Here is a 23,629-nt window from a genome sequence, read left to right on the forward strand (position 1 = left end):
CCCCGTGCCGAGAGGACTTGCGCCGCGGCAGGATGGTCGCATGCCGTTCACCCGCGCCGAGCTCGCAGCGTTCCAGGACCGCACCGTCGAGGACCTGCTGGGTGACGACGTCCGGCTCCTCTTCGTCGGCATCAACCCGGGACTGTGGACCGCCGCCACCGGCGCGCACTTCGCCCACCCCGGCAACCGCTTCTACCCGGCGCTCGTCGCGGCCGGGATCCTCGAGCGCGCGCCGCGCGTGTCCGAGGGGATGAGCGCCGCGGACCGCGCGGAGCTCGTCTCCCGCGGCGTCGGCATCACCAATCTCGCCTCCCGGGCGACCGCCCGCGCCGACGAGCTGACCGCGGAGGAGCTGCGCGAGGGCGCTCAGCGGCTGGTCGCCACCGTGGAGCGGGTGCGGCCCCGGGCCGTCGCGGTCGTCGGCATCACCGCCTACCGGATCGCGTTCGGACGCCGCAGGGCGGTGCAGGGCAGGCAGGAGGAGGACGTGGCGGGCGCGCCGCTCTGGGTGCTGCCGAACCCGAGCGGCCTGAACGCGCACGACACCGTCGCCTCGCTCGGGCGCGCTTACCGCGAGCCGGCGCTCGAGGCGGGGATCGTCTCTTCCGACGCGCTCCTGCCCGGGGACGTCGGACCCCGCCCGCAGGAATAGCCGTCGACCCCCGGAGGTTGCAGAAGTCCATGAGTATGCATGAAGTCAAGTTCGGCGTCGACACGTTCGGCGACGTCACCGCCGGCCCCGACGGCGCCCCGCTGCCGCACGGCCAGGTCCTCCGCGATGTGGTCGAGGAGGGAGTCCTGGCCGACCGGGTCGGCATCGACTTCTTCGGGATCGGCGAGCACCACCGCGCCGACTTCGCCGTGAGCGCACCGGACGTCGTGCTCGCCGCCATCGCGGCCCGCACCGAGCGCATCCACCTCGGCTCCGCCGTGACGGTCCTCTCCTCGGACGACCCGGTGCGCGTCTACCAGCGCTTCGCCACCCTCGACGGACTCTCCGGCGGCCGGGCCGAGGTCATCCTCGGCCGCGGCTCCTTCACCGAGTCCTTCCCGCTCTTCGGCTACGACCTCGCGCAGTACGAGGTCCTCTTCGAGGAGAAGCTCGACCTCTTCCACGCCCTGATCCAGGGCGGCCCGGTCACCTGGCAGGGCACGACCCGCCCCGCGCTCACCGAGCAGAGCGTCTACCCGACCCTCGACAACGGCACCCTCCGCACCTGGATCGGCGTCGGCGGCAGCCCCGAGTCGGTCGTCCGCGCCGCCCGGTACGGCTTCCCGCTCGTCCTGGCGATCATCGGCGGCTCGCCGGCCCGCTTCCGCCCCTACGTCGACCTCTTCGGCCGCGCGCTCGACCAGCTCGAGCAGCCCCGCCTCCCGGTCGCCGTGCACTCGCCCGGCTTCGTCGCCGACACCGACGAGGAGGCGCGCGACCTGTACTTCCCGCACCACAAGGCGATGATGGACGCCATCGGCCGCGAGCGCGGCTGGTCCCCGATGACCCGCGAGCGCTTCGAGGAGGAGGCCGGCCCCGACGGCGCCATCCACCTCGGCTCGCCCGAGACGGTCGCCCGGAAGATCGCGCGAACGGTCGAGGCCCTGGACATCGACCGCTTCGACCTCAAGTACAGCGCCGGGACGCTGCCGCACCCGGCGATCATGCGCAACATCGAGCTCTACGGCACGCAGGTCATCCCGCGGGTGCGCGAGCTGCTCGCGCACTGACCCCCGCCGGGCGCCCGTTCCCCCGCTGGGCGCTCGGCGCGTTCCGAGCCGACGCGGTGCGCGCTCCCACCGGGCTCCCGGCCCGCGTCGATACACTCGGAACCCCCCGCCCCGACCCTCCCGGAAGCACATGCCCGACAGCCACGCCGCCCGCACCCCCTACGAGGTGCTGGGCGTCGCCGCCACCGCGTCCGACGACGAGCTCCGCCGGGCGTACCGGCTCCGCCTCCGCGAGACCCATCCGGACACGGGAGGCGACGCCGCATCGTTCCACGCGGTGCAGCTCGCCTGGGAGCGGATCGGCAGCGCCTCCGCCCGCGGCGACTACGACCGAGGCGCTCCCGCCCCCGGGAGGTCCTCCCCGCAGTCGCCGTACACCGGCTCACCGCGCCCGCAGACCGCCTCGGCCGTGCGCGCCCGCTCCTACGGTCACCCGGGAGGCGCGGCGCGCGAGTACTACCTGCGCCTGGTGCGCGAGTGGCTCGGCCGCGGCGTCGAGACCGAGGACCCCTTCGACCCGGCGATCGTCCGCTCCGCTCCTCGCGAGGTCCGCTCCTGGCTCGCGAAGGCTCAGGCCGAGGAGGCGACGGCCGCGCTCGTCGGCGCGCTCGGCATCGCCTACACGATCTGGAACGACGTCGCGGTCGGCGACGGCGGGCTCAAGATCGACCACCTCGTGCTCGGGCCGGCCGGCCTGCTCGCGCTGACCTCCGCCGACTGGGGCGATCCGGTCCGCCTGAGGAAGGGCGAGCTCGAGGGCCCCGGGATCGCCGAGGACGAGAAGCCGATCGCCTCGCTCGCGAAGGCCGCGCGCCGTCTCGGCCGCGAGCTGGGCGTCCGCTTCTCGACGAGCGTCGTGGTCGTGCCGGACGACGCGCTGGAGCAGCCGTTCGAGCAGGTCGAGCGCGGCAGGCACCAGGGCGCCGTCGTCATCCGCCGCTCGCTGCTGCCGCAGCTGCTGCGCTCCGGCACGGACGACCCGCGGCTCGGCGGGTACGGCGAGTCGTTCGAGGTCCGCACCCGCGTGCAGAACCGCATCCGCTTCGTCTGACGCCGCGCTAGCCGCCGCTCGCGACCGGGGCAAGGGGTTAGCGCGCATCCGGCGCCCCGCCCACCATGGGACGTGCCCCCGGGCATCCCACGACGAGCGGAACGAGGACGGACCATGGTGCGATTCGGATACACCCTGATGACCGAGCAGAGCGGACCCAAGCAGCTGGTGGGCTACGCGGTCGACGCCGAGAGGCTCGGCTTCGAGTTCGCGGTCTCGAGCGACCACTACTCGCCGTGGCTGACCGAGCAGGGGCACGCCTCCTACGCCTGGACGCTGCTCGGAGCGGTCGCGCAGGCCACGTCGACCATCGACCTCACGACCTACGTCACCGCGCCGACCATCCGCTACCACCCGGCCGTGGTCGCGCAGAAGGCCGCGACGCTCGCGATCCTCTCCGACGACCGCTTCACGCTCGGCCTCGGCTCGGGCGAGAACCTCAACGAGCACGTCGTCGGCGAGGGCTGGCCCTCGGTCGCCGTGCGCCAGGACATGCTCGAGGAGGCCGTCCACCTCATCCGCGAGCTGCACACCGGCGAGCTGGTGACCTGGGAGGGCGAGTACTTCCGCGTCGACTCCGCCCGCATCTGGGACCTGCCGGACGAGCCGGTCGAGATCGGCCTGGCGGTCTCGGGGGAGAAGTCGATCGCCCGCTTCGCGCCGATCGGCGACCACCTCATCACGACCGAGCCCGACGCGGAGCTGATCTCGCAGTGGACCGCGGTCCGCGGTGCGGACGCCGCCCCCTCGCGCACGATCGGCCAGATCCCGATCTGCTGGGCGCCGGACAAGGAGCAGGGAGTGGCGCTGGCCCACGAGCAGTTCCGCTGGTTCGCCGGCGGCTGGGCGGTCAACTCCGATCTGCCGACCCCCGCCGGCTTCGCCGGAGCGAGCCAGTTCGTGCGCCCGGAGGACGTCGCCGAGCAGATCGCCTGCGGCCCCGACCTCGACGAGCTCGCCCAGAGCTTCGTGCCCTACATCGAGGCGGGCTTCACCGACATCGCCCTCGTCCAGGTCGGCGACGAGCTGCAGCAGCGGTTCCTCGACGAGGCGGCGGAGGGGCTCCTGGAGCGCCTGCGCGCACTCGCCCCCTGAGGCCGCCGGCGGGTCGCGCGGTCAGAATCCGCGGAGGCGCTCGATGTCGCGCCGGTCGCGCTTCGTCGGGCGGCCCGCTCCGCGGTCACGGACGATCACGCCCGGCGCGGACTCCCGGGGTGGCGGCGGGGGCGTCCGGTCCTCCATGCACTCGGCGGCCACCGGCGCACCGACCCGCTTGACCACGAGTCCGCGGACGATCAGCTCCCGGTCGAAGCCGCCGATCCGGGCGCGGACCTCGTCGCCGACCCGCACGGTCTGCGCCGCCTTGGCCCGCTCGCCGTTGACGCGGATGTGGCCCGCCCGGGCCGCGGTCGTCGCGGCGGAGCGCGTCTTGTAGATGCGCACCGCCCAGAGCCACGCGTCCACCCGCACGGCACCGGTCACCGGGATCTGCATCCCCCCAGTCTACGAACGGCGCCCGCTCGCCACCCACCCCGCGGTCCTACACTGGCCGCCGACAAGGAGGTTCCCATGAACCGAGACGACAGCATCTACACCGGAGCGGACGACGCGCTGCGGAGCGGCGACGACCGCATGGTCGCGGCGAACGACAGTTCCGGAGCCGGCGGAACCCGCGGCGACGTCGGCATGAGCACGACGAGCGGCGAGGGCACCGGGGTCCCCACCCGCGGCGCGCCTCCGCAGAGCGGATTCCCGTCCGAGCTGCGCCCCACCGGCTTCCCGCACGCGGGCCTGGAGTTCTCGCTCGTCCCGTCCGGGCACGAGGAGTGGCGGATCGAGCACCCGGGCGGTCGCACCGTCGGCGTCCTCGCCGTCATCTCGCACGCGGGCGAGGAGTCGGAGGCCGTGTTCGTCACACGCCGCGTCGGCTCCGAGGAGGCCGTGGCCGAGGGCACCGACTGGCGCGGCATCGTGTCGGCCGTGATCAACGACGAGGCGGCGGACGAGCGCGATCCGGTCCAGCTCGACCCCACCGTCGAGCACGTCCGCGGCGGACTGATCAGCCGCGGCCCCGCGGACGTCGACGGCCTCTCCTGAGCCCTCTCTCCTCCGGGACGCCGTCCGCGCTCAGCGCGGGGCGTCCCACGGAGGAGGGTCGGACGCTCAGCGGGCGAGCAGCGCGGCGTTGATCCGGGCCGAGAGGTCGGCGTCGACGCGGCGGTCGGTCCCGTCGACGGCGCGGACGGAAGCGGCGTTGCGCGCGCTCGAGACCAGCCACGCCGCGTCCGCCGCCTCCAGATCGCCCGAGCGCAGCGGACGCACCGCGGTCCCGAGGCCGAGGCCCGGCGCGAGCGCGAACAGGTCGGCCTGCGTGGTGCCGGGCAGCAGCCCGAGGCTCGGCGGAGGAGTCACGAGCTCCCCGCCCGTCAGCAGCACGAGGTTCGAGGTCGGCCCCTCGAGCAGGTAGCCGTCGCTCGACACGAACAGGGCGTCGTCGGCACCGCGCCGGGCGGCCTCCCGCGCGGCCGCACGGTTCACCGCGTACGAGAGCGTCTTCGCGCCGGCGAGCAGCCAGGGGGACGTCGACTGCACGTCCGAGCGCAGCCCGCGGTCCAGGAGCACCACGCGCACGCCGTCGCGCCGGGCCGGGCCGAAGTCCGGGCTGGTCTGCACGAAGACGACGCCGGTGGGCCGCCCGCCGCCCTCGACGCCGCGGGTCAGGATCGTCTTCACCATCGCCTCGGCGACGGGCGGGTGCGCGGCCACCGCCGCTCCGATCGCCTCGAGCCAGGCGGGCCGGTCCGGCCGGGGCAGGTCGAGCATCCGGGCCGAGCGCTCGAAGCGGTCCAGGTGCGCGTCGAGCGCCTGCAGCCGTCCGTCGACCAGGTTGATCGTCTCGAACACGCCGTCGCCGCGGGTGAAGCCGAGGTCGGTGACGTCCAGATCGCCGCGCCCGCTCGGATCGATGCGGTGCGCGGGTCCTCCCGGCGAGTGCGCCTCGGTGTCGAGGGAGGGCCGGTCGAGGACGACGAGGGTCTCAGCGGGCATGGGCGGTGCGGTCCTTCCGGGAGCGGCGGCGGGGGGAGAAGCGGAGCAGCGCGATCGTCAGCAGGGCGCCGATCAGGGAGCCGCTGCCGTTCGAGACGAGGTCCTGCACGTCGGAGACGCGGGTCGGCAGCCACAGCAGCTGCGCTGTCTCGACGGCCGCCGACACGGCGAGCCCGATGGCGGCGGCCCACAGGCGGCGACCCGCCGGCAGCTGCGCGGCGATCAGCGCACCGAGCGGCACGAAGAGCAGCACGTTCGCGGTGAACTCCGCTACGTCGAAGTCGAACCAGCCGGTGAGCGGCGTGGAAGCGAGGAAGGCGATGATCCCGCGGATCAGCGCGTTGGGCTCCCCGGCCGGGTAGGGCGCGGGCGTCAGCGTGATCAGGGCGATCAGCGCGAGCCAGGCGAGCGTCGCGAGGCGGAGGGGTCTCGAGCGGCGCATCGTCCGATTCTGCCAGCCCGTCGGGGTCGGGTGCGGCGGGCGCGGTGTGGGAGGCTGGAGGGCATGACCAGCGAGGACCCCGGCGCGGACGCCGTGCTCCCGCGCCACCCCTTCGACGCGTCGCTCGGCGACGGCTGGGTCGAGATCGGCGACGGACGCCGCTTCTGGGGACGCTTCGGCGCCGCCGGCCTCCTCCTGCGCGATCCGTCGGGACGCGTCCTGCTCCAGCACCGCGTCAGCTGGAGCCACTTCGGGGACACCTGGGGGCTGCCCGGCGGCGCCCGTCACCCCGAGGAGACGGCCTTCGAGGCGGCCCTCCGGGAGTCGGAGGAGGAGGCGGGCGTCCCCGCCGACCTGATCCTGCCCGTGCTCTCCAGCGTCGTCGTGATCGGACCGTGGAGCTACTCCACCGTCCTGGCCGAGTCCCGCGAGCACTTCACTCCCCGCATCAGCGACGCCGAGAGCACCGAGCTGCGCTGGGTCGCCCCCGAGGACGTCGCCTCCCTGCCGCTGCACCCGGGCTTCGGGGCGGCCTGGCCGGGCCTGCGCGCGCTCGGCTCCTCGATCCCGGTGCTCGTCGTGGACGCCGCCAACGTGGTCGGCTCACGCCCCGACGGCTGGTGGCGCGACCGCGCCGGCGCCGCGGAGCGCCTCCTCGCCTCCCTGGCCCGCCTCGCGGAGGCCGGCGTCCCCGGCCGTCTCCTGGGGATCGACGCCGACACGGTCTGGCCGCGCATCGCCGTGGTGCTCGAGGGAGTGGCGCGCGCCGCCCGTCCGGAGGCGGGCGCTCTCACGGAGCGGCTGACGGTCCACGCGGCCGACGGCTCGGGCGACGACGCGATCGTCGAGCTGGTCGGCGCGCTCGAGACCGCGGTCGTCGTGACAGCCGACCGGGGACTGGCCGCCCGCGTCGAGGCGCTCGGGGCCGCCGTGGTCGGTCCGAGGTCGCTGCTCGACCTCCTCGATCCCGCCCGGGAATAGGCCGCGGGGGCACCCGGTTGCATCCCCCATGGCTACGACTGCGATGACCCTCGACTCCCACGACCAGACGATCGCCGACGGCATCGTCCTCATCGACTTCTGGGCCGACTGGTGCGGCCCGTGCAAGCAGTTCGCTCCGGTCTTCGAGGCCACGAGCGAGAAGAACGCCGACATCACCTTCGCGAAGGTCGACACGGAGGACCAGCAGCAGCTCGCCGCGAGCTACGGAATCTCCTCCATCCCCACCCTCGTGGTGTACCGCGACGGCATCCCGCTGATGGCTCAGCCCGGCGCCCTGCCCGCCCCCGCGCTCGACAACCTGATCGAGCAGGTCCGCGGCCTCGACATGGTCGAGGTGCGCCGCCAGTACGAGGAGGCGAAGGCCGCTCAGGAGGCCGGCGCCGACCCGCAGGCCTGATCCGCCCGGCGCCTCGACCCGCTCCGCAGGCGGGAGGCGCCCGCAGACGCACGAGAACCCCCGGCAGCCGTGAGGCCGCCGGGGGTTCCGTCGTTCCGAGCCGGGATCAGCCGGTGTTCTGCAGACCCGCCGCGACTCCGTTGACCGCGAGCAGGAGCAGCCGCTGGTTCTGCTCCGTCCCGGATCCGCCCGGGTCGGTGCGGAGCGCCTTCAGTGCGCGCAGCTGCAGGAGCGAGAGCGCGTTGACGTACGGGGTGCGCAGGCGCACGGCACGGCCGAGCACGCGGTGGCCCGTGAGCAGGCTCTCCTCGCCGGTGATCGAGAGCACCCACCGGCGGGTGAGCGCCATCTCGTCGAGCACGAGTCCGGCGAGGTCGTCGCGGGAGTCGAGGGCGAGGTAGCGGCGGGCGATGCCCTCGTCGGTCTTCGCGAGCGACATCTCGACGTTGTCGACCATCGTCGTGAACAGCGGCCAGGAGGCGTAGGCCTCGCGGAGCAGGTCGAGGTCGCCGACGGCCTCGAGCGCGCTGCCCAGCCCGAACCAGCCGGTCAGGTTGACGCGGGCCTGGGTCCAGGCGAAGACCCACGGGATCGCTCGCAGGTCCTCGAGCGACTCGACGGAGAGGCCGCGGCGTGCCGGACGCGAGCCGAGGGCGAGCAGGCCCACCTCCTCCTGCGGGGTGACCCGGGCGAACCACGGCGCGAAGCCGTCGGCCTTCACGAGCTCGAAGAAGCGGCGGCGCGACTCGCGGTCCATCGTCGCCGCCACCTCGGCGAAGCGCTCCGCGGCGCCCGCGTTGCGCTCGCCGACCGCGGGGGAGGAGGCGAGCAGCGTCGCTCCCGCCACCTGCTCGATGTGCCGGGTGGCGATGTCCGGGTTGCCGTAGCGGGCGAAGATGACCTCGCCCTGCTCCGTCAGCTTGAAGCGGCCGTCCACCGATCCGGGCGGCTGCGCGAGGACGGCCCGGTTGGCCGGCCCGCCGCCGCGGCCGAGCGCTCCGCCGCGCCCGTGGAACAGCGTGAGCACGATGCCCTCGTCGGCCGCCCACTGCGCGATGCGCGCCTGCGCGTCGTAGAGCGCGAGCGTCGCCGAGACCGGTCCGACGTCCTTCGACGAGTCGGAGTAGCCGAGCATCACCTCGAGCCGGTTGCCGGTGGCCGCGAGGCGCGCATGCACCTGGGGGAGGCGGATCATCTCGGCGAGGATGTCGGTCGAGGCGTCGAGGTCGGCGAAGGTCTCGAAGAGCGGGACCGCGTCGATGATCGGCGGCTTGCCGTCGGTCGCCGCCTCGGCCAGTTCGAAGACCGTCCGCAGGTCGTCGGCCGACTGCGTGAAGGAGACGATGTACCGCCTCGCCGCGTCGGTGCCGAAGCGCTCCTGGACCTTCGCGATCGCCCGGAACACCGACAGGACCTCGAGGCCGCGCTCGTCGAGCTCCTCGCCGGCGCGGATCGCGGCGATCGTCTCGCGGTGCACCTTCGAGTGCTGGCGCACCTCGATCTCGGCGAGGTGGAAGCCGAAGGTCTCGAGCTGCCAGACGAAGTCCTGGAGGTCGCCGTAGGCGGCGCGGACGTCCTCGGCCTCGACCAGGGACTCCTGGAGGGTGCGCAGCTCGGCCAGCAGCTCGGCGGCGGCGGAGTAGGCCAGCGGCCCCTCGGACCGGGTCGCGGCCAGGCGCTCGGCCGCGAAGAGCAGGACGCGGCGGTGCGCCTCGTTGGGCGAGCGCTCGGCGATGTCGGCGGCGAGCTCGGGAGCCCGCTCGACGCAGGAGGCCCAGAGCGCCTCGACGGCGGCCGACGGGGGAGTGGTCGACGCGTCGAGGGTCAGCGCGCGGCCCACGCGGCGGGCGACCCGCTCGAGGCCCATGAGGACGTGCTCGGAGGCGATGTCCACCGCAGCGAGGGTCGTCTCGGCGGTGACGAAGGGATTGCCGTCGCGGTCGCCGCCGATCCAGGTGCCCAGGCGGACGAAGGCCGGTGCGACCGGAGCCCGGGTGCCCGAGCCCTCGCCGAGCAGAGCGTCGTCGAGGCGGCGGTAGACGCGGGGGAGCACCGAGAACAGCGACTCGTCGAAGACGCTCATCGCGGTGCGCACCTCGTCGAGGGGAGTGGGCTTGGACTCGCGCAGCGGAGCGGTGCGCCACAGCGTGTCGACCTCGGCCAGCAGCTTGCGGCGGATCTCCACCAGCACGACGCCGCCCATGCGCGGGTCGTCGCGCTGCTCGAGCAGGTCGCTGATGCGGCGGATGGTCGAGGCCACTGCGCGGCGGCGCGCCTCGGTCGGGTGCGCCGTGAGGACCGGGCGGAACTCCAGTCGGGACAGGCGCGCGAACGCCTCGTCCTCCCCGAGCTCCCCGGTCAGCCGGCGCATCGAGGCGAGGATCGAGTCCTCGGGCGACTGCGCGCCGGCGTCGGCCTCGCGCCGGCGCAGCACGCGGACGCGGTGGAACTCCTCCGCCACGTTGACGAGGTGGAAGTAGCAGGTGAACGCCCGGGCGACCTCCTCGGCGCGCTCGAGCGTGAGCGAGGCGACGAACTCCTCCGCCTCCGCGGTCCCGGCGGCGTCGCCGCTGTCGTAGGCGCTGATCGTGAGCGCGCGCAGGCGCTCCACGTCCTCGTAGAGGGAGGGCTCGCCCGACTCGCGGAGCACCTGGCCGAGCAGCTCGCCCAGCAGGTGGACGTCGGCGCGGATCCTCTCGTCGAGCGGAGGCGCGGTCGTCCCGTCGGCGGAGGAGGGGGCGGTGGCGGAGGCGGGTGCTGCGGTCGCGGCGGACGCGTCGGAGAACGGATGCACGGGAGAGACCTTAGCGGCGGTGCGTATCGAGCACATGACGCCTGCGTCACGATCCGAACTGGAATGATCGAGGGGTGACCGTGACAACCGCACCCCCCGCTCCAGCCGTCCAGACCGAGCAGGCGGCACCCCATGTCGTCGTGCTGTTCGGCGCCGTCGGCGACCTGGCCCGGCGCAAGCTCATCCCGGGGATGGCCCACCTCGCGCTCTCCTCCCTCGCACCGGACCTGCAGATCGTCGGCACCTCGCTCGAGGAGCACGACGACGCCTCGTTCCGTGCCTTCGCGAAGCTGGCCTACGACGAGTTCGGGAGCCGCTCCCTGACGCCGGCGCAGTGGGACGAGTTCGCGTCCAAGCTCCGCTACGTCCCGCAGTCCGCGGGCCCGGCCGCGCTGGCCGCCGCCGTGACCGACGCCGAGGCGGTCCTCGGCCCGGACGTGAGCCGGCTGCACTACCTCAGCGTCCCGCCCAGGGCCGCGCTCTCCGTCGTGCGGATGCTCGCCGAGGCCGGGCTGGTCGAGCGCTCGCGGATCATCATGGAGAAGCCGTTCGGCGTCGACCTCGAGAGCGCGGTCGTCCTCAACGCGGAGCTCCACGAGACCTTCAGCGAGGAGCAGATCTTCCGGATCGACCACTTCCTCGGCAAGGAGCCGGCGCAGAACATCCTGGCCTTCCGCTTCGCCAACGGCCTCTTCGAGCCGATCTGGAACCGCAACTTCATCGATCACGTCCAGATCGACATCCCCGAGCGCCTGACTCTCGACCGCCGCGCCGAGTTCTACGAGTCCACCGGCGCCTACAAGGACATGGTCGTCACCCACCTCTTCCAGGTGCTGGCGTTCATGGCGATGGAGCCGCCGACCGCGCTGGAGCCCCAGGCCATCAGCGAGGAGAAGAACAAGGTCTTCCGCTCGATGCGTCCGCTGAACCCCGAGAACGTGGTGCGCGGCCAGTACATCGGCTACCGCGACGAGCCGGGCGTCGCCGCCGACTCCGAGACCGACACCTTCGTCGCGCTGAAGTGCGAGATCGACAACTGGCGCTGGGCGGGAGTGCCGTTCTACCTCCGCACCGGCAAGCGGATGGCCGAGGGCCAGCGCATCATCTCGATCGCGTTCCGCGAGCCCCCGAAGAGCATGTTCCCGCAGGGCTCCGGAGTCGGTGCCCACGGCCCGGACCACCTCACCTTCGACCTGGCGGACGCCTCGAAGGTCTCGCTCTCGTTCTACGGGAAGCGCCCCGGTCCCGGCATGCGGCTCGACAAGCTGAGCATGCAGTTCGCGCTCCAGGAGACCGACCGCGCGGGCGACGCGCTCGAGGCCTACGAGCGCCTGATCCTCGACGCGATGCGCGGAGACCACACGCTGTTCACCACCGCGGAGGGCATCGAGCGGCTCTGGGAGGTCTCCGCGCCGCTCCTGCAGGATCCGCCGCCCGTCCGTCTCTACGCGCCCGGCTCCTGGGGGCCGAACGCCATCCACCAGCTGATCGCGCCGCACGCCTGGCGCCTGCCGTTCGAGCGGGTCTGGCGCGACAAGCGCTGACCACGCCGCCGTGCGCCCTCCTAGGCTGGGCGCATGGCGCGCACCGGTGAGGACCGGATCTGGACGGTCCCGAACGTCCTCAGCATGGTGCGCCTCGCCCTGGTGCCGGTGTTCCTCGTGCTCGTGGTCCTCGGCGAGGACGCGCTCGCGCTCCTGACCCTCGTGGTCTCGAGCCTCACCGACTACCTCGACGGCTGGATCGCGCGCCGCTTCGACCAGATGACGCGCCTCGGACGCGTCCTCGATCCGGCCGCCGACCGGCTCTACATCTTCGCCACCGTCCTGGGCCTCGCGGCCCGCGGACTGGTGCCCTGGTGGCTGGTCGCCGTGCTGCTCGCCCGCGACCTGATGCTCGTGGTCCTGGCGGTCGTCCTGGCGAACAACGGCTACGGACCGCTTCCCGTGCACCACCTGGGGAAATTCGCGACCTTCTGCCTCTTCTACGCGCTCCCGCTGATCATGCTGGGGCAGGCGTTCCCGGCTCTCGCGCCCGCCTCGCTCCCCATCGCCTGGGCCTTCGCGCTGTGGGGCGCGTTCCTCTACTGGTGGGCCGGGATCGTCTACGCCGTCCAGACGCGGGACCTCGTCCTGGGGGTCCGCACAGGTGCTCAGGGGTCCGACGAGGGTCACGATTCGGATACGCTGACCTGATAGGAGGTACGTCTTGGTCGAGCCCGTCGGTGGAGCATCATCCGCCCAGCACAATTCCGTTCCCGGTGAGCCGTCGACGGAGACGACTCTGACGTTCACCGACGACATCGGCGCCCAGCTCGCCGCTCTCGACAACCGCGCGTCCCGCGAGGAGGCCGAGGCCGTCGGCGCTCTGCCCTCGGGATCCGCGCTGCTGGTCGTGCGCCGCGGACCGAACACCGGCGCCCGCTTCCTCCTCGACACCGACTCCACGACGGTCGGCCGTCACCCCGACGCGGGCATCTTCCTCGACGACGTCACGGTCTCGCGCCGACACGCCGAGTTCGTCCGCCGCGGCACGGCGTTCGAGGTCCACGACCTCGGCTCCCTGAACGGCACCTACTTCGACGGGGTCCGGATCGAGTCCGCGATCCTCACCGACGGCTCCGAGGTGCAGGTCGGCAAGTTCCGACTCACCTTCTACGCGTCCCGCGCCGACCTCGTCGCCGCTCCGGACGAGTGAGCCGTGGGCCGCTCCTCCGCGCGCGCCCTCCCCACCGGCTCCGCCGCTCTGCTGAGCATCGGGCAGGTGCTGGCCAGGCTGACCAGTGAGTTCCCGGACGTCACCCCGTCCAAGCTGCGCTTCCTCGAGGAGCAGGGGCTCGTCTCGCCGGCCCGCACCGACTCCGGCTACCGCAAGTTCTCGGGCTCCGACGTCGAGCGGCTCCGGATGATCCTCGCTCTGCAGCGCGACCACTACCTCCCCCTCAAGGTCATCCGCGGATACCTCGACGACATCGACGCCGGACGCGAGCCCGCCCTGCCGGCCGGTGTCGGGGGTCCGAGCGCCTCGCTCCTCGGCCCCGCCACGCGGTTGACCCGCGAGGGCCTCGCGGCCGAGTCCGGTGCCACGCCCGCTCTCGTCCAGGAGGCCATCGCCGCCGGGCTCGTGCGGGGCGGGGACGTGTTCGGGGACGAGGCTGTGACGACGCTCAAGGCGCTCGTCGACCTCGGCCGATCCGGTATCGAGCCCCGCCATCTCCGACCGCTCCGCGTCGCCGTCGAGCGCGAGATGTCGCTCATCGAGAGCGTCGTCGCCTCCAGCGCCCGCCGCGGAGAGGCGTCCGGCTCCGCCGGCGCTGCCGAGAACGCGGTGGGGCTCGCGACCCAGCTGGGCACGATCCGCGGGGCGATGGTGCGCAGCGCCCTCTCGCGGATCGCCCGCTCGTGAGGGCCGCGCCGCCGGCCGTCGGGCGGCCCGTGCGACACGCCGCGGCGCCGAGGCCGATGTCGTTTACTCGGCCTGCGCCGGTCGGTACGGTAGGGAGCGCGTTCGGAGGATCCGGCGTCCGGATCCGAGAGGCACAGGGATGAGAGAAGTCAGCCGCGACGTCAGCGGCCAGCGCGACCTCGTCCTGTTCACCGACGGACTGCCCGAGCTCGACGCCGACGCGGGCTACCGCGGGGCCGTCGCGGCACGCGCCGCGGGGATCACCTACCGGCAGCTCGACTACTGGGCGCGGACCGAGCTCGTCGAGCCCACCGTGCGCGGCGCGTCCGGCTCCGGAACGCAGCGCCTCTACGGCTTCCGCGACATCCTCGTGCTGAAGCTGGTCAAGCGCCTGCTCGACACCGGGATCTCGCTCCAGCAGATCCGCACGGCGGTCAACCAGCTCCGCGAGTCCGGGGTCGACGACCTCGCGCAGACGACCCTGATGAGCGACGGCGCGAGCGTCTACCTCTGCACCTCGAACGACGAGGTCATCGACCTGCTCAGCCGCGGCCAGGGCGTCTTCGGCATCGCCGTCGGCAAGGTCCTCCGCGAGGTCGAGTCGAGCCTCGTCGAGCTCGACCACCAGTCGGTCGACCCTGGCGACGAGCTCGCCCAGCGCCGCGCCTCCCGCCGCGTCGGCTGACCGCCCACCCCTCGCAGGTCGACCGCGGCCCCGGGGACTCCCGGGTCCCCTTCGCACGCTCAGCCGATCAGGAGCGGACCCGCCTGCAGCCGCGCTGTGCGAGCAACGGGCGCCATCCGAGTCTGACCGTGCTGATCGAGTGGCGGGCTCCTCCCACGCATCGAGAGTCCGCGCTGAACTCCGACGCCGAGCGTCCGCCGGCGCCGTCCCTGGCACTCATCGAGCATCGAGCATCACCCGCGTCCCGAGACCTCGAGCCGGAGAAGTCCGGCGGACCCGCCGGCCCTAGGTCGCGGCGGGGACCTGCTCGCCGATGCGTCCGGTGCGGATGACGCGGTCGAGCAGCAGGTCGAAGTTGTGCGCCATCTCCTGGGCGCTCTCCCCGGGCCAGACGTGGACGGGCTTCGCCGCGCCCTGCGCCTGCTGGAGGGAGGTGCGCTCCGGGAGCTGCGGGCTGAGGACGAGCGGCCCGAACATGTCGCGCAGCTCCTTGATCCGGAACTGGTGCTCCAACGACTGGACGCGGGCGCGGTTGACGATGATGCCCAGCGGCTGGAGGCGCGGGCTGAGTCCGCGGCGGATCTCCTCGATCGCCCGGAGCGCCCGGTCGGCGGCGGCCACCGAGAACAGGCCCGGCTCCGTGACGACGGCGACGCGGTCGCTCGCGGCCCAGGCCGTGCGGGTCAGGGCGTTGAGCGAGGGGGCGCAGTCGATCAGCACGAGGTCGTAGTCGGCCTCGACGCTCGCGAGGGCCTCCTCGAGCTTCCAGATGTCGCGGATGCTGGGGTGCGGCCCGTCGAAGTTGATCGCGGAGGGGCTGCCGATCAGCACGTCGATCGTGCCGTGGTGCTCCTTGGTCCAGCCGGAGGGGGCGATCGCCGAGCGGACGATCTTCTCCTTCGGCGACGTCAGGACGTCGGCGATGTTGAGGTGGCCGGCGACGTTGATGTCCATTCCGGTCGACACGTCGGACTGGGGATCGAGGTCGACGACCAGCGTTCGCAGGCCCTTCGAGAACGCCGCGGATGCAAGGCCGAGCGTCACCGTGGTCTTGCCGACGCCGCCCTTGAGGGAGCTCACGCTGAGTACATGCATGGCTGACTACTTTACGTTCCTCCGGGCGGCAGAACCTAACCGTTCGCTGCACGCGCCGTCCGCGCCGCCTCCGGAAGCGGGCCGCACTAGCAGTCGGAGCGCGCTCCGACCAAGCCGCCCGGCGCGATCCGGGCCCGCCGGTACACTCGTCCTGAGCGGAAGGAGGCTCGTTCGCATGGATGAGCGCAACGACGAACAGCCCGACACCGGCACCGGTCCCACGCCGCGGACCGCCATGGACGCTGCTCGGGAATCGGGTCAGTACTCCCCGCGAGCGAGCGACACCGCTCCGACCCTCCTGCCCGACGGCGTGCGGATCACCCCGCCCGGCCCGCGGCGCCGCTCCACCGCCCCCGCTCCGGTCGAGGACGAGGACGCGATCGACGTCGGCCGCCTCGGCCTGCCGCCCTCGCGCTCGCACGCTCTCGTGCCCCCGGAGCCGAGTCCTGCTCCGACCCCCGCACCGGCTCCCGCTCACCCGTCCGGCGCGAACGAACCGGTCTCGGCGGGGATCCCCGCCCGAGCGGAGTCCGCCGAGAAGCCCGCGGCGTCCGAGTCCGCGGGGGAGCCCGCCGCCGTCCCCACGCGCCGCGACCGCCTCCGCGCCGAGTCCTCGAGCGCCGCTCCCGCCCCGTCCGCGCCGAGCGCCGCCGTCCCCGAGTCGGCGTCGATGCTCACCCCGGACAGGCTCCTGGAGGTCAACCGCAAGACCCGCCCCGCTCCAACGGGCGGCTGGCACCGCTTCCTCTACGGCCTGACCTTCCACACGGTCAACCTCGGCGACTCCGCGAAGGTGAAGGCGTGGAAGGCGATGGACGAGCGGATCGGCCGGCAGTTCGAGGGCGGCACCCGCTTCGTCCCGGTCATGACCCGCAAGGGCGGCGTCGGCAAGACGACGGTCACGACGCTCCTGGGCATGGCCCTCGCCGATGCGCGCGAGGACCGCATCATCGCGGTCGACGCGAACCCCGACCGTGGCACCCTGGCCGAGCGCGTCCCCAAGCAGACGCGGGCGACCGTCCGCGATGTCGTGAACCGCGCGGCCGGCGTGACCGGATTCACCGAGTTCTCGACGATGGTCTCCCGCGACGAGACCCGCCTCGACGTCCTCGCCTCCGACACCGACCCGCAGCTCTCCGAGGCCTTCGACGAGGACGACTACAACGTGGTCGCCGATCTGGTCGAGCGCTTCTACTCGATCATGCTCACCGACTGCGGCACGGGCATCGTGCACTCGGTGATGCGGCCCACGCTGCAGCGCGCCGACACAGTGGTGATCGTCTCGGGCGGCAGCGTCGACGAGGCCCGCCTGGCCTCCGAGACCCTCACCTGGCTGGACGCGAACGGCTACGGCGCCCTGGTGCGTAACGCGGTCGTCGCGCTCAACACGGCGACGCAGGGCACGAGCCTGGTGAAGCTGGAGGAGATCGAGTCGCACTTCCGCTCCCGCGTCCGCGACATCGTCCGCATCCCCTACGACCCGGTGCTCGCCGCCGGCTCCGTGGTGAAGTGGGAGCAGCTGCGCGAGGGCACGAAGGACGCCGCACGCCTGCTCGCCGCGCTCGTGGTCGAGGGCATGCCGGTCCGACGTGTCTGAGCCCCGGGCTTCCGGGGCGGCGTCCGCCGCGCACCAGGACCGCACCGACGGACCCGACGCGTCCACCGACGCCTTCGACCTGATCGTCGTCGGGGCCGGCTCCGGCAACTCGATCGTCGGTCCGGAGTTCGACGGCCTGCGGGTCGCGATCCTCGACGACGGGGAGTGGTTCGGCGGCACCTGCCTCAACGCCGGCTGCATCCCGACCAAGATGTTCGTCCACGTCGCCGACGTGATCACCGACGTCGACCAGGGCGGCCCGATCGGCGTCCACTCCCGCCTCCGCCGCCCCGAGTGGGCCGAGGTGCGCGACCGTGTGTTCGGCCGGATCGACGCGATCAGCGAGGGCGGTTTCGAGTACCGCGATCAGCGCTCCCCGAACGTGACCGTCCTCCGCGAGAGCTTCGGCTTCGAGTCGCTCGGAGACGGCGACCGCCCGCACGTCCTCGTCAGCGCCAGCGGTGCCCGCATCAGTGCTCCGCAGGTGGTCGTGGCCGCCGGCTCGCGGCCCAGGCCGCTCCTCGCCGCGTACGAGCCGGACCCCCGCATCCAGGACTCGTCCTCGGTCATGCGGCTCGACGAGCTCCCCGAGCGGATGCTGATCCTCGGCGGCGGCGCCGTGGCCGTCGAGTTCGCCCACGTCTTCTCCTCCTTCGGCACGGCCGTGACCGTCGCCGTCCGCGGCGACCGCCTCCTTCGCGCCCTCGACGAGGACGTCTCGCGCCGGTTCACCGGGATCGCCGCCGAGCGGTACACGGTGCTCACCGGAGTGAGCGCCGAGAGCGTCGACGCCCGCCCTGACGGGCTCCGCGTCGCCCTCAGCGACGGCACGACGGTCGAGACCGACCTGCTGCTCGTCGCGCTCGGCCGCGACCCCAACAGCGACACGGTCGCCGCCGCCTCCGTCGGGATCGATCTGCACGAGGACGGCCGGATCAGCGTCGACACCGAGCAGCGCGTCCTCTCCGGCGGACGCCCCGTGCCCGGCCTCTTCGCCCTCGGCGACGTGTCGTCGCGCTGGCAGCTCAAGCACGTCGCCAACCACGAGGCGCGCCTCGTGGCGCACAACCTCCTGCACCCGGGCGAGCTGCTCTCCAACACCCTCTCGCCGGTGCCCGGCGCGATCTTCGCCCACCCGCAGATCGCCCACTTCGGGCTCACCGCGGCCGAAGCGCGGGACCAGGGCCTGGACGTCGTCACCGTCACCCAGGAGTACGGCTCCACCGCCTTCGGCTGGGCGCTCGAGGACGACTCCAGCGCCTGCCTCCTGGTCGTCGGCATCGACGGCGCCCTCCTCGGCGCGCACATCATCGGGCCGCAGGCCAGTATCCTCATTCAGCCGCTCGTCCAGGCCGCCAGCGCCGGCACCGGCATCCGCGGACTCGCCCGCAGCCAGTACTGGCCGCACCCCGCAGCGAGCGAAGTCGTCGAGAACGCCCTCCTGAGCGCGGAGGAGGCCCTGAGGGAGCGCACCACATGACCGAACGCCAGATCCGCATCTTCGGGGACCCGGTGCTGAAGACCCCGTCCACGACCATCGAGACGGTCGACGCCGGCGTCCGCGGCCTCGTCGAGGACCTCGTCGACAGCGTCCGACCGCCCGGACGCGCCGGCGTCGCAGCCCCCCAGATCGGCGTCAACCTCCGCGCCTTCAGCTACAACGTCGACGGCGTCATCGGGTACATCCTCAACCCCGAGATCATCGAGCTCAGCGGAGACCCGCGACCGGTCGACGAGGGCTGCCTCTCCGTCCCGAACCTCTGGTACCCCGCGATCCGCTACCCGCACGCGAAGGTCCGCGGCACCGACCTCGACGGCAACGAGATCGTCCTCGAAGGCGACGGCCTCATGGCCCAGGCCCTCCAGCACGAATGCGACCACCTCGACGGACGCCTCTACCTCGACCGCCTCTCCCAGGACGACCGCCGCGCCGCCATGAAGGCCGTCCGGGAATCCGACTGGTTCTGAGTTGGATTCCGAGCCGGTCCCTGCCCGGCTCGGCGCGGTCGGCTTGTCGAGGTGGGCGCGTTCTGGGGAGCGTCGGGCGTTCCGCCGACGGGAAAGCGCTGGGACGCGCTTTCCCGGATACGGCTGTGTTGGTGGGGAGCCGGTCCTTGCCCGGCTCCACGCAGTCGGCCGCTCGAGGTGGGCGCGTTCCATGGAGCGTCGTGCGTTCCGCCGACGGTGAAGCGCTGGCACGCGCTTCACCGGATACGGCTGTGTCGAGGGGGAGCCGGTCCTTGCCCGGCTCCGCGCGGTCGGCCTTTCGAGGTGGGCGCGTTCTGTGGAGCGTCGTGCGTTCCGCCGACGGGAAAGCGCTGGGACGCGCATTCCCGGATACGGCTGTGTTGAGGGGGAGCCGGTCCCTGCCCGGCCCGGCGCGGTCGGCACCGCGACAGGGGCGCGTCGAGGAGAGCGTCGGGCGTTCTGCCGACGGGATAGAGCTGGGCGCGCTTTCTCGGAGGCGGCTGCGATCGGAACGGCCTGCTGGTAACGGCGGGAGAGCGCGGGGTCAGCGGAGGGAGATGCCCTCGGTGGCGGGGGCGGCGGAGTAGACGGCGGCGATGGTGTCGGCGAAGTCGGCGAGGATGACGTTCCGCTTGATGCTCATCTTCGGAGTCAGGTGACCGCTCGCCTCCGTGAACTCGGTCGGGAGGATCACGAACTTCCGGATCGACTCTGCACGGGACACGCGCTCGTTCGCCGCATCGACGGCCCGCTGCACCTCGGCCAGAACAACCGGGTTCACGGCCGCGTCCTCGAGTGAGAGGCCCTTGTCCTGCCCGTTGTTCGCGAGCCACGTCGGCAGCATCTCGGAGTCGAGCGTGACAAGAGCGGCGATGAACGGGCGCTGATCGCCGACGACGACGACCTGGCCGACCAGCGGGTTCGCGCGGATCGGATCCTCCAGCGCCGCCGGAGCGACGTTCTTGCCGCCGGCGGTGACGATGATCTCCTTCTTCCGCCCGGTGACGCGCAGGTACCCGTCCTCGTCCAGGGTTCCGAGGTCGCCCGTGCGGAACCACTCGCCGTCGAACGACTCGGCCGTCGCCGCCTCGTTGTTCCAGTAGCCGCCGAAGACGTCGATGCCGCGCACCTGGATCTCGCCGTCGCCCGCGATCCGGATCGAGACCCCGGGCATCGCCGGGCCCACCGAGCCGATCTTGAACCGCTCGGTGCGGTTGACGGTGGCGGGCGCCGTCGTCTCCGTGAGGCCGTAGCCCTCGAGGATCTTGATGCCGAGGCTGTGGAAGAAGTGCCCGAGCCGGTCTCCCAGCGGCGCCGAGCCGGACACGGCGAAGCGGACGTTCCCGCCCATGGCGGTGCGCAGCTTCGAGTAGACGAGCCGGTCGAAGAGGAGGAACTGCAGCTTCAGCGCGAGCGGCACCGAGCCCGCCTCGAGCGCCATCGAGTGGGCGACGGCGACGTCGGCCGCGCGGCGGAAGATCTTCCCCTTCCCCCCGGCCTCGGCCTTCTGCTCGGCGGAGTTGTAGACCTTCTCGAACACGCGCGGCACGGCCAGGAGGAACGTCGGCTTGAAGGACGCGAGTGAGGGGAGCAGCTGCCTGGTGTCGGCCTGGTGCCCCACCTTCACCCCGCCGTGCACGCAGAGGATCGCGATGAAGCGGGCGAACACGTGCGCCGTGGTGATGAACAGCAGCGTCGACGCGCCGGGCTGGTGGATCAGCTCCGTCAGGGCGACCGCCGAGTTGCGGCTGAGCTCGACGAAGTTCGAGTGCCGGATGATGCAGCCCTTGGGGCGGCCGGTGGAGCCGGAGGTGTAGATGATCGTCGCGATGTCGGTGCCGGTCGCCAGCGAGCGGCGGCGCTCGATCTCGGCGTCCGGCACGTCGACGCCGCGCGCGACGAGCTTGTCCAGATCGCCCAGCCCGATCTGCCAGGCGAGTCGGACCTCGGGAAGGTCGGCGCGGATCTCGTCGAAGCGGGCGAAGTGCTCGGGGGTCTCGACGATCACGGCGTGCGCGCCGGAGTCGGCGAGGTTCCACTGCACCTGCGCGGGGGAGGAGGTCTCGTACACCGGGACGAGGATCCCGCCGGCGAACCAGACGGCGAAGTCGATCAGCGTCCACTCGTAGCGCGTCTTGCATATCAGCCCGACCTTCTCGCCCGGCTCGAGGCCGGCGGCGACGAAGCCCTTCGCGAGGGCCGTGACCTGGTCGAGGAACTCCTGCGCCGTCACATCGCGCCATCCGTCGCCGTCGGGCAGCGCGAAGAGCGGGCGATCGGGCGTCTCGCGGACGCGGTCCAGCAGGAGGGCGGTCGTGTTGGCCTGGGGATCGGCCGGAACCACCAGGGGGGAATCGAACTGGTCCACGGCAACTCCTTCGGTACCTGAATGAACGTCGTCTCCACCCTACCGGCGCGGCGCAAGCTGTGGATCCGTTCAGGGTAACGATCCAGGGGTGGCTCCGCGAGGAGGGCCGACACGCGTCGCCGGGTCTCGCCGCTGAGCCGCATCGGAGCGCTCGCGGTCACTACACTCGTCCTGGCCGCCGCTCAGGGCGGCCCGCCGACGCTGCCGCGCCGGTGGCGACGGGAAGGCGGTTCGCGTGCACGCGATCGGGATCGACATCGGCGGCACGAAGATCGCCGGAGCCCTGGTCGACGAGTTCGGGGGGATCCTCCGCGAGGACCGTCGGCCCACGCCCGCCGGGCACCCCGAGCTGATCGTCGACGTCGTGGTCGAGATGGTCGAGCATCTGCGCTCCGGCCTGCTCCCGGGAGACGTCTCCGCGGTCGGAGTCGCGGCCGCCGGCTTCATCGACGCCTCGCAGTCGATCGTCTACTACGCCCCGAACATCAACTGGCGCAACGAGCCCTTCCGCGAGAAGCTCTCGGCCCGCATCGACCTGCCGATCATCATCGAGAACGATGCGAACGCCGCCGGCTGGGCCGAGTTCCGCTACGGCTCGGGCCGCCTCGTCAGCGACATGCTGATGCTCACCATCGGCACCGGAGTGGGTGGCGCGATCGTCATCAACGACCGGCTCCTGCGCGGCGGCTTCGGCGCCGCGGCCGAGATCGGGCACATGCGCGTCGTCCCCGGAGGCCTGCCCTGCGGCTGCGGCGCCCGCGGCTGCATCGAGCAGTACGGCTCGGGCCGCGCGCTCCAGCGCTTCGCCGGCGAGCTGGCCGACGCGGGCGGGATCGGCCAGGGCATCGCCGACGCCCGCGCCCGCAACGGCGGCGAGCTGAACGGCCACCTCATCTCCGAGCTGATCACCGCCGGAGACCTCGGCGCCCTCGCGGCGCTGCGCCAGCTCGGCCACTGGCTGGGCGAGGCGGCGGCCAGCCTGAGCGCCGTCCTCGACCCGCAGATGTTCGTCATCGGCGGCGGAGTGGCGCAGGCGGGCGACCTCCTGCTGGACCCCATCCGCCAGGCCTACCTCGACAACCTCCCCGCCCGGGGCTACCACCCCGAGCCCGAGTTCCGCATCGCGGAGCTCGTCAACGACGCCGGAGTCGTGGGGGCCGCCGACCTGGCGCGCCTGCACGCGAGCTCCCTCTAGCGGCACCCGCCGCACCCGATCCGCCGCACCGCCGAGGAGCCCGATGTTCTACTGGTTCATGAAGCACATCGTCGCGGGCCCGCTCCTGAAGACGATCTTCCGGCCGTGGGTGGTCGGCGCCGACAAGGTGCCGCAGAACGGCGGCGTGATCCTCGCGAGCAACCACCTCTCCTTCATCGACTCCGTGATCCTCCCGCTGGTGATCGAGCGGAACATGGTCTTCCTCGCCAAGAGCGACTACTTCACCGGCAAGGGCCTCAAGGGCTGGGCGACGCGGACGTTCTTCACCGCCACGGGGATGCTGCCCATCGACCGCTCCGGTGGCAAGGCGTCGGAGGCCTCGCTCAACACGGGCCTCCGCGTCCTCGCGGGCGGCCACGCCCTGGGCATCTATCCCGAGGGCACGCGCAGCCCCGACGGCCGCATGTACCGCGGCCGCACCGGTGTCGCGCGCATGGTCCTCGAGGCCCGCGTGCCCGTCATCCCGGTCGCCATGATCGACACCGCGCGCATCATGCCCATCGGGAAGCGCCTGCCGAAGCTGGGCCGCATCGGCATCGTCTTCGGGGAGCCGCTCGACTTCAGCCGCTTCGAGGGCATGGAGGGCGACCGGTTCATCCTCCGCTCGATCACCGACGAGATCATGTACGAGCTCCTCGCCCTGAGCGGCCAGGAGTACCTCGACGTCTACGCGACCTCGGTCAAGGAGAAGCGCGCGGCCCTCACCCGCTGAGCGCGCGCTCGACGCCGGGGCCCCCTCCCGGCCGAGCGCTCTGCCAGGCGATAAGCTCGTCAACCGCTGCCGTCCGTCCGGACGGCGGCCCTCCGCGCGCCGCTGGCGCCCGTCAGAACCGGGAACA

The 23,629-nt window shown here is 72.6% G+C and carries 23 protein-coding genes; 17 read left to right on the top strand and 6 right to left on the bottom strand.

What is annotated here, in order from left to right; genetic code table 11:
* Positions 1-40 precede the first annotated feature (40 nt).
* The 4 genes from C5D04_RS01360 to C5D04_RS01375 all read left to right on the top strand — a co-directional run bounded on the left by C5D04_RS01360 (position 41) and on the right by C5D04_RS01375 (position 3,868).
* Positions 41-652: a mismatch-specific DNA-glycosylase gene (locus tag C5D04_RS01360; protein ID WP_104222562.1), complete on the top strand. Its 612-nt coding sequence runs from the start codon at positions 41-43 to the stop codon at positions 650-652.
* Positions 653-687: 35 nt separating this feature from the next.
* Positions 688-1,722: an LLM class flavin-dependent oxidoreductase gene (locus C5D04_RS01365; RefSeq protein ID WP_104347090.1), complete on the top strand. Its 1,035-nt coding sequence runs from the start codon at positions 688-690 to the stop codon at positions 1,720-1,722.
* A 130-nt stretch (positions 1,723-1,852) separates the two neighbouring features.
* Positions 1,853-2,773 carry a J domain-containing protein gene (locus tag C5D04_RS01370; protein WP_104222564.1) on the top strand — a complete coding sequence of 307 codons (921 nt, stop codon included), beginning with the start codon at positions 1,853-1,855 and terminating at the stop codon, positions 2,771-2,773.
* Between the two features lie 114 nt (positions 2,774-2,887).
* Positions 2,888-3,868 (top strand): TIGR03557 family F420-dependent LLM class oxidoreductase, encoded by a 981-nt coding sequence (locus C5D04_RS01375; protein ID WP_104347091.1) that lies wholly within the window; start codon positions 2,888-2,890, stop codon positions 3,866-3,868.
* Between the two features lie 21 nt (positions 3,869-3,889).
* Here the strand turns inward: C5D04_RS01375 and C5D04_RS01380 are convergent, their stop codons facing one another.
* Entirely contained in the window at positions 3,890-4,267 is a 378-nt protein-coding gene (locus C5D04_RS01380; protein WP_181027140.1) for an RNA-binding S4 domain-containing protein, read from the bottom strand.
* A gap of 75 nt (positions 4,268-4,342) precedes the next feature.
* Between C5D04_RS01380 and C5D04_RS01385 the strand changes: the two genes are divergently transcribed.
* Positions 4,343-4,870, top strand: a complete 528-nt coding sequence (locus tag C5D04_RS01385) for a hypothetical protein (RefSeq protein ID WP_104347092.1) — start codon at positions 4,343-4,345, stop codon at positions 4,868-4,870.
* A gap of 66 nt (positions 4,871-4,936) precedes the next feature.
* On the opposite strand, the gene C5D04_RS01390 is transcribed toward C5D04_RS01385, so the two are convergent.
* Positions 4,937-5,821: an aminotransferase class IV gene (locus C5D04_RS01390; RefSeq protein WP_104347093.1), complete on the bottom strand. Its 885-nt coding sequence runs from the start codon at positions 5,819-5,821 to the stop codon at positions 4,937-4,939.
* Positions 5,811-6,263, bottom strand: a complete 453-nt coding sequence (locus C5D04_RS01395) for a VanZ family protein (protein ID WP_104225384.1) — start codon at positions 6,261-6,263, stop codon at positions 5,811-5,813. The genes C5D04_RS01390 and C5D04_RS01395 overlap by 11 nt, the downstream gene beginning before the upstream one ends.
* Positions 6,264-6,326: 63 nt before the next feature.
* Between C5D04_RS01395 and C5D04_RS01400 the strand changes: the two genes are divergently transcribed.
* Together C5D04_RS01400 and trxA are read left to right on the top strand one after the other, a co-directional pair.
* The gene (locus C5D04_RS01400; protein WP_104347094.1) at positions 6,327-7,244 is read left to right on the top strand and encodes an NUDIX domain-containing protein; all 918 of its coding nucleotides are present in this window, start codon (positions 6,327-6,329) and stop codon (positions 7,242-7,244) included.
* Between the two features lie 28 nt (positions 7,245-7,272).
* Positions 7,273-7,662, top strand: coding sequence for a thioredoxin (gene trxA / locus C5D04_RS01405; protein WP_104347095.1), 390 nt, complete (start codon positions 7,273-7,275; stop codon positions 7,660-7,662).
* Positions 7,663-7,768: 106 nt separating this feature from the next.
* On the opposite strand, the gene C5D04_RS01410 is transcribed toward trxA, so the two are convergent.
* A complete protein-coding gene (locus C5D04_RS01410) occupies positions 7,769-10,492 on the bottom strand; it encodes a phosphoenolpyruvate carboxylase (RefSeq protein WP_104347096.1) in 2,724 nt (907 codons plus the stop codon).
* A 44-nt stretch (positions 10,493-10,536) separates the two neighbouring features.
* Here C5D04_RS01410 and zwf point away from each other — a divergent pair, with 44 nt between their 5' ends.
* The 5 genes from zwf (at position 10,537) to C5D04_RS01435 (ending at position 14,546) form a co-directional block, all read left to right on the top strand.
* Entirely contained in the window at positions 10,537-12,000 is a 1,464-nt protein-coding gene (zwf, locus tag C5D04_RS01415; RefSeq protein ID WP_104225448.1) for a glucose-6-phosphate dehydrogenase, read from the top strand.
* A gap of 33 nt (positions 12,001-12,033) precedes the next feature.
* Positions 12,034-12,651 (top strand): CDP-alcohol phosphatidyltransferase family protein, encoded by a 618-nt coding sequence (locus C5D04_RS01420; RefSeq protein ID WP_104222572.1) that lies wholly within the window; start codon positions 12,034-12,036, stop codon positions 12,649-12,651.
* A gap of 13 nt (positions 12,652-12,664) precedes the next feature.
* Entirely contained in the window at positions 12,665-13,153 is a 489-nt protein-coding gene (locus tag C5D04_RS01425) for an FHA domain-containing protein (protein ID WP_104347097.1), read from the top strand.
* A gap of 3 nt (positions 13,154-13,156) precedes the next feature.
* Complete coding sequence (locus C5D04_RS01430) at positions 13,157-13,861, top strand: MerR family transcriptional regulator (protein WP_104222574.1); 705 nt, start codon at positions 13,157-13,159, stop codon at positions 13,859-13,861.
* Positions 13,862-14,000: 139 nt separating this feature from the next.
* Positions 14,001-14,546 carry a MerR family transcriptional regulator gene (locus C5D04_RS01435; protein ID WP_104222575.1) on the top strand — a complete coding sequence of 182 codons (546 nt, stop codon included), beginning with the start codon at positions 14,001-14,003 and terminating at the stop codon, positions 14,544-14,546.
* 285 nt (positions 14,547-14,831) lie between these two features.
* Here the strand turns inward: C5D04_RS01435 and C5D04_RS01440 are convergent, their stop codons facing one another.
* Positions 14,832-15,641: a ParA family protein gene (locus C5D04_RS01440; protein ID WP_104222576.1), complete on the bottom strand. Its 810-nt coding sequence runs from the start codon at positions 15,639-15,641 to the stop codon at positions 14,832-14,834.
* A gap of 175 nt (positions 15,642-15,816) precedes the next feature.
* On the opposite strand from C5D04_RS01440, the gene C5D04_RS01445 reads away from it, so the two are divergent.
* From C5D04_RS01445 to def, 3 genes are read left to right on the top strand one after another with little or no spacing between them, the layout of a single operon-like run.
* A complete protein-coding gene (locus tag C5D04_RS01445; protein ID WP_258068810.1) occupies positions 15,817-17,238 on the top strand; it encodes a MinD/ParA family protein in 1,422 nt (473 codons plus the stop codon).
* Positions 17,231-18,718 (top strand): mycothione reductase, encoded by a 1,488-nt coding sequence (locus tag C5D04_RS01450; protein ID WP_104292462.1) that lies wholly within the window; start codon positions 17,231-17,233, stop codon positions 18,716-18,718. The genes C5D04_RS01445 and C5D04_RS01450 overlap by 8 nt, the downstream gene beginning before the upstream one ends.
* A complete protein-coding gene (gene def / locus C5D04_RS01455; RefSeq protein ID WP_104225378.1) occupies positions 18,715-19,206 on the top strand; it encodes a peptide deformylase in 492 nt (163 codons plus the stop codon). The genes C5D04_RS01450 and def overlap by 4 nt, the downstream gene beginning before the upstream one ends.
* Before the next feature lie 544 nt (positions 19,207-19,750).
* Here def and C5D04_RS01460 read toward each other — a convergent pair.
* Positions 19,751-21,574, bottom strand: a complete 1,824-nt coding sequence (locus tag C5D04_RS01460; RefSeq protein WP_104247148.1) for a long-chain fatty acid--CoA ligase — start codon at positions 21,572-21,574, stop codon at positions 19,751-19,753.
* 235 nt (positions 21,575-21,809) lie between these two features.
* Here C5D04_RS01460 and C5D04_RS01465 point away from each other — a divergent pair, with 235 nt between their 5' ends.
* Positions 21,810-22,769 carry an ROK family glucokinase gene (locus C5D04_RS01465; RefSeq protein ID WP_104222580.1) on the top strand — a complete coding sequence of 320 codons (960 nt, stop codon included), beginning with the start codon at positions 21,810-21,812 and terminating at the stop codon, positions 22,767-22,769.
* 43 nt (positions 22,770-22,812) lie between these two features.
* Positions 22,813-23,502: a 1-acyl-sn-glycerol-3-phosphate acyltransferase gene (locus C5D04_RS01470; protein ID WP_104222581.1), complete on the top strand. Its 690-nt coding sequence runs from the start codon at positions 22,813-22,815 to the stop codon at positions 23,500-23,502.
* Positions 23,503-23,629 lie beyond the last annotated feature (127 nt).

Source organism: Rathayibacter sp. AY1D2 (assembly GCF_002932695.1).
In the GTDB taxonomy this organism is placed as follows: domain Bacteria; phylum Actinomycetota; class Actinomycetes; order Actinomycetales; family Microbacteriaceae; genus Rathayibacter.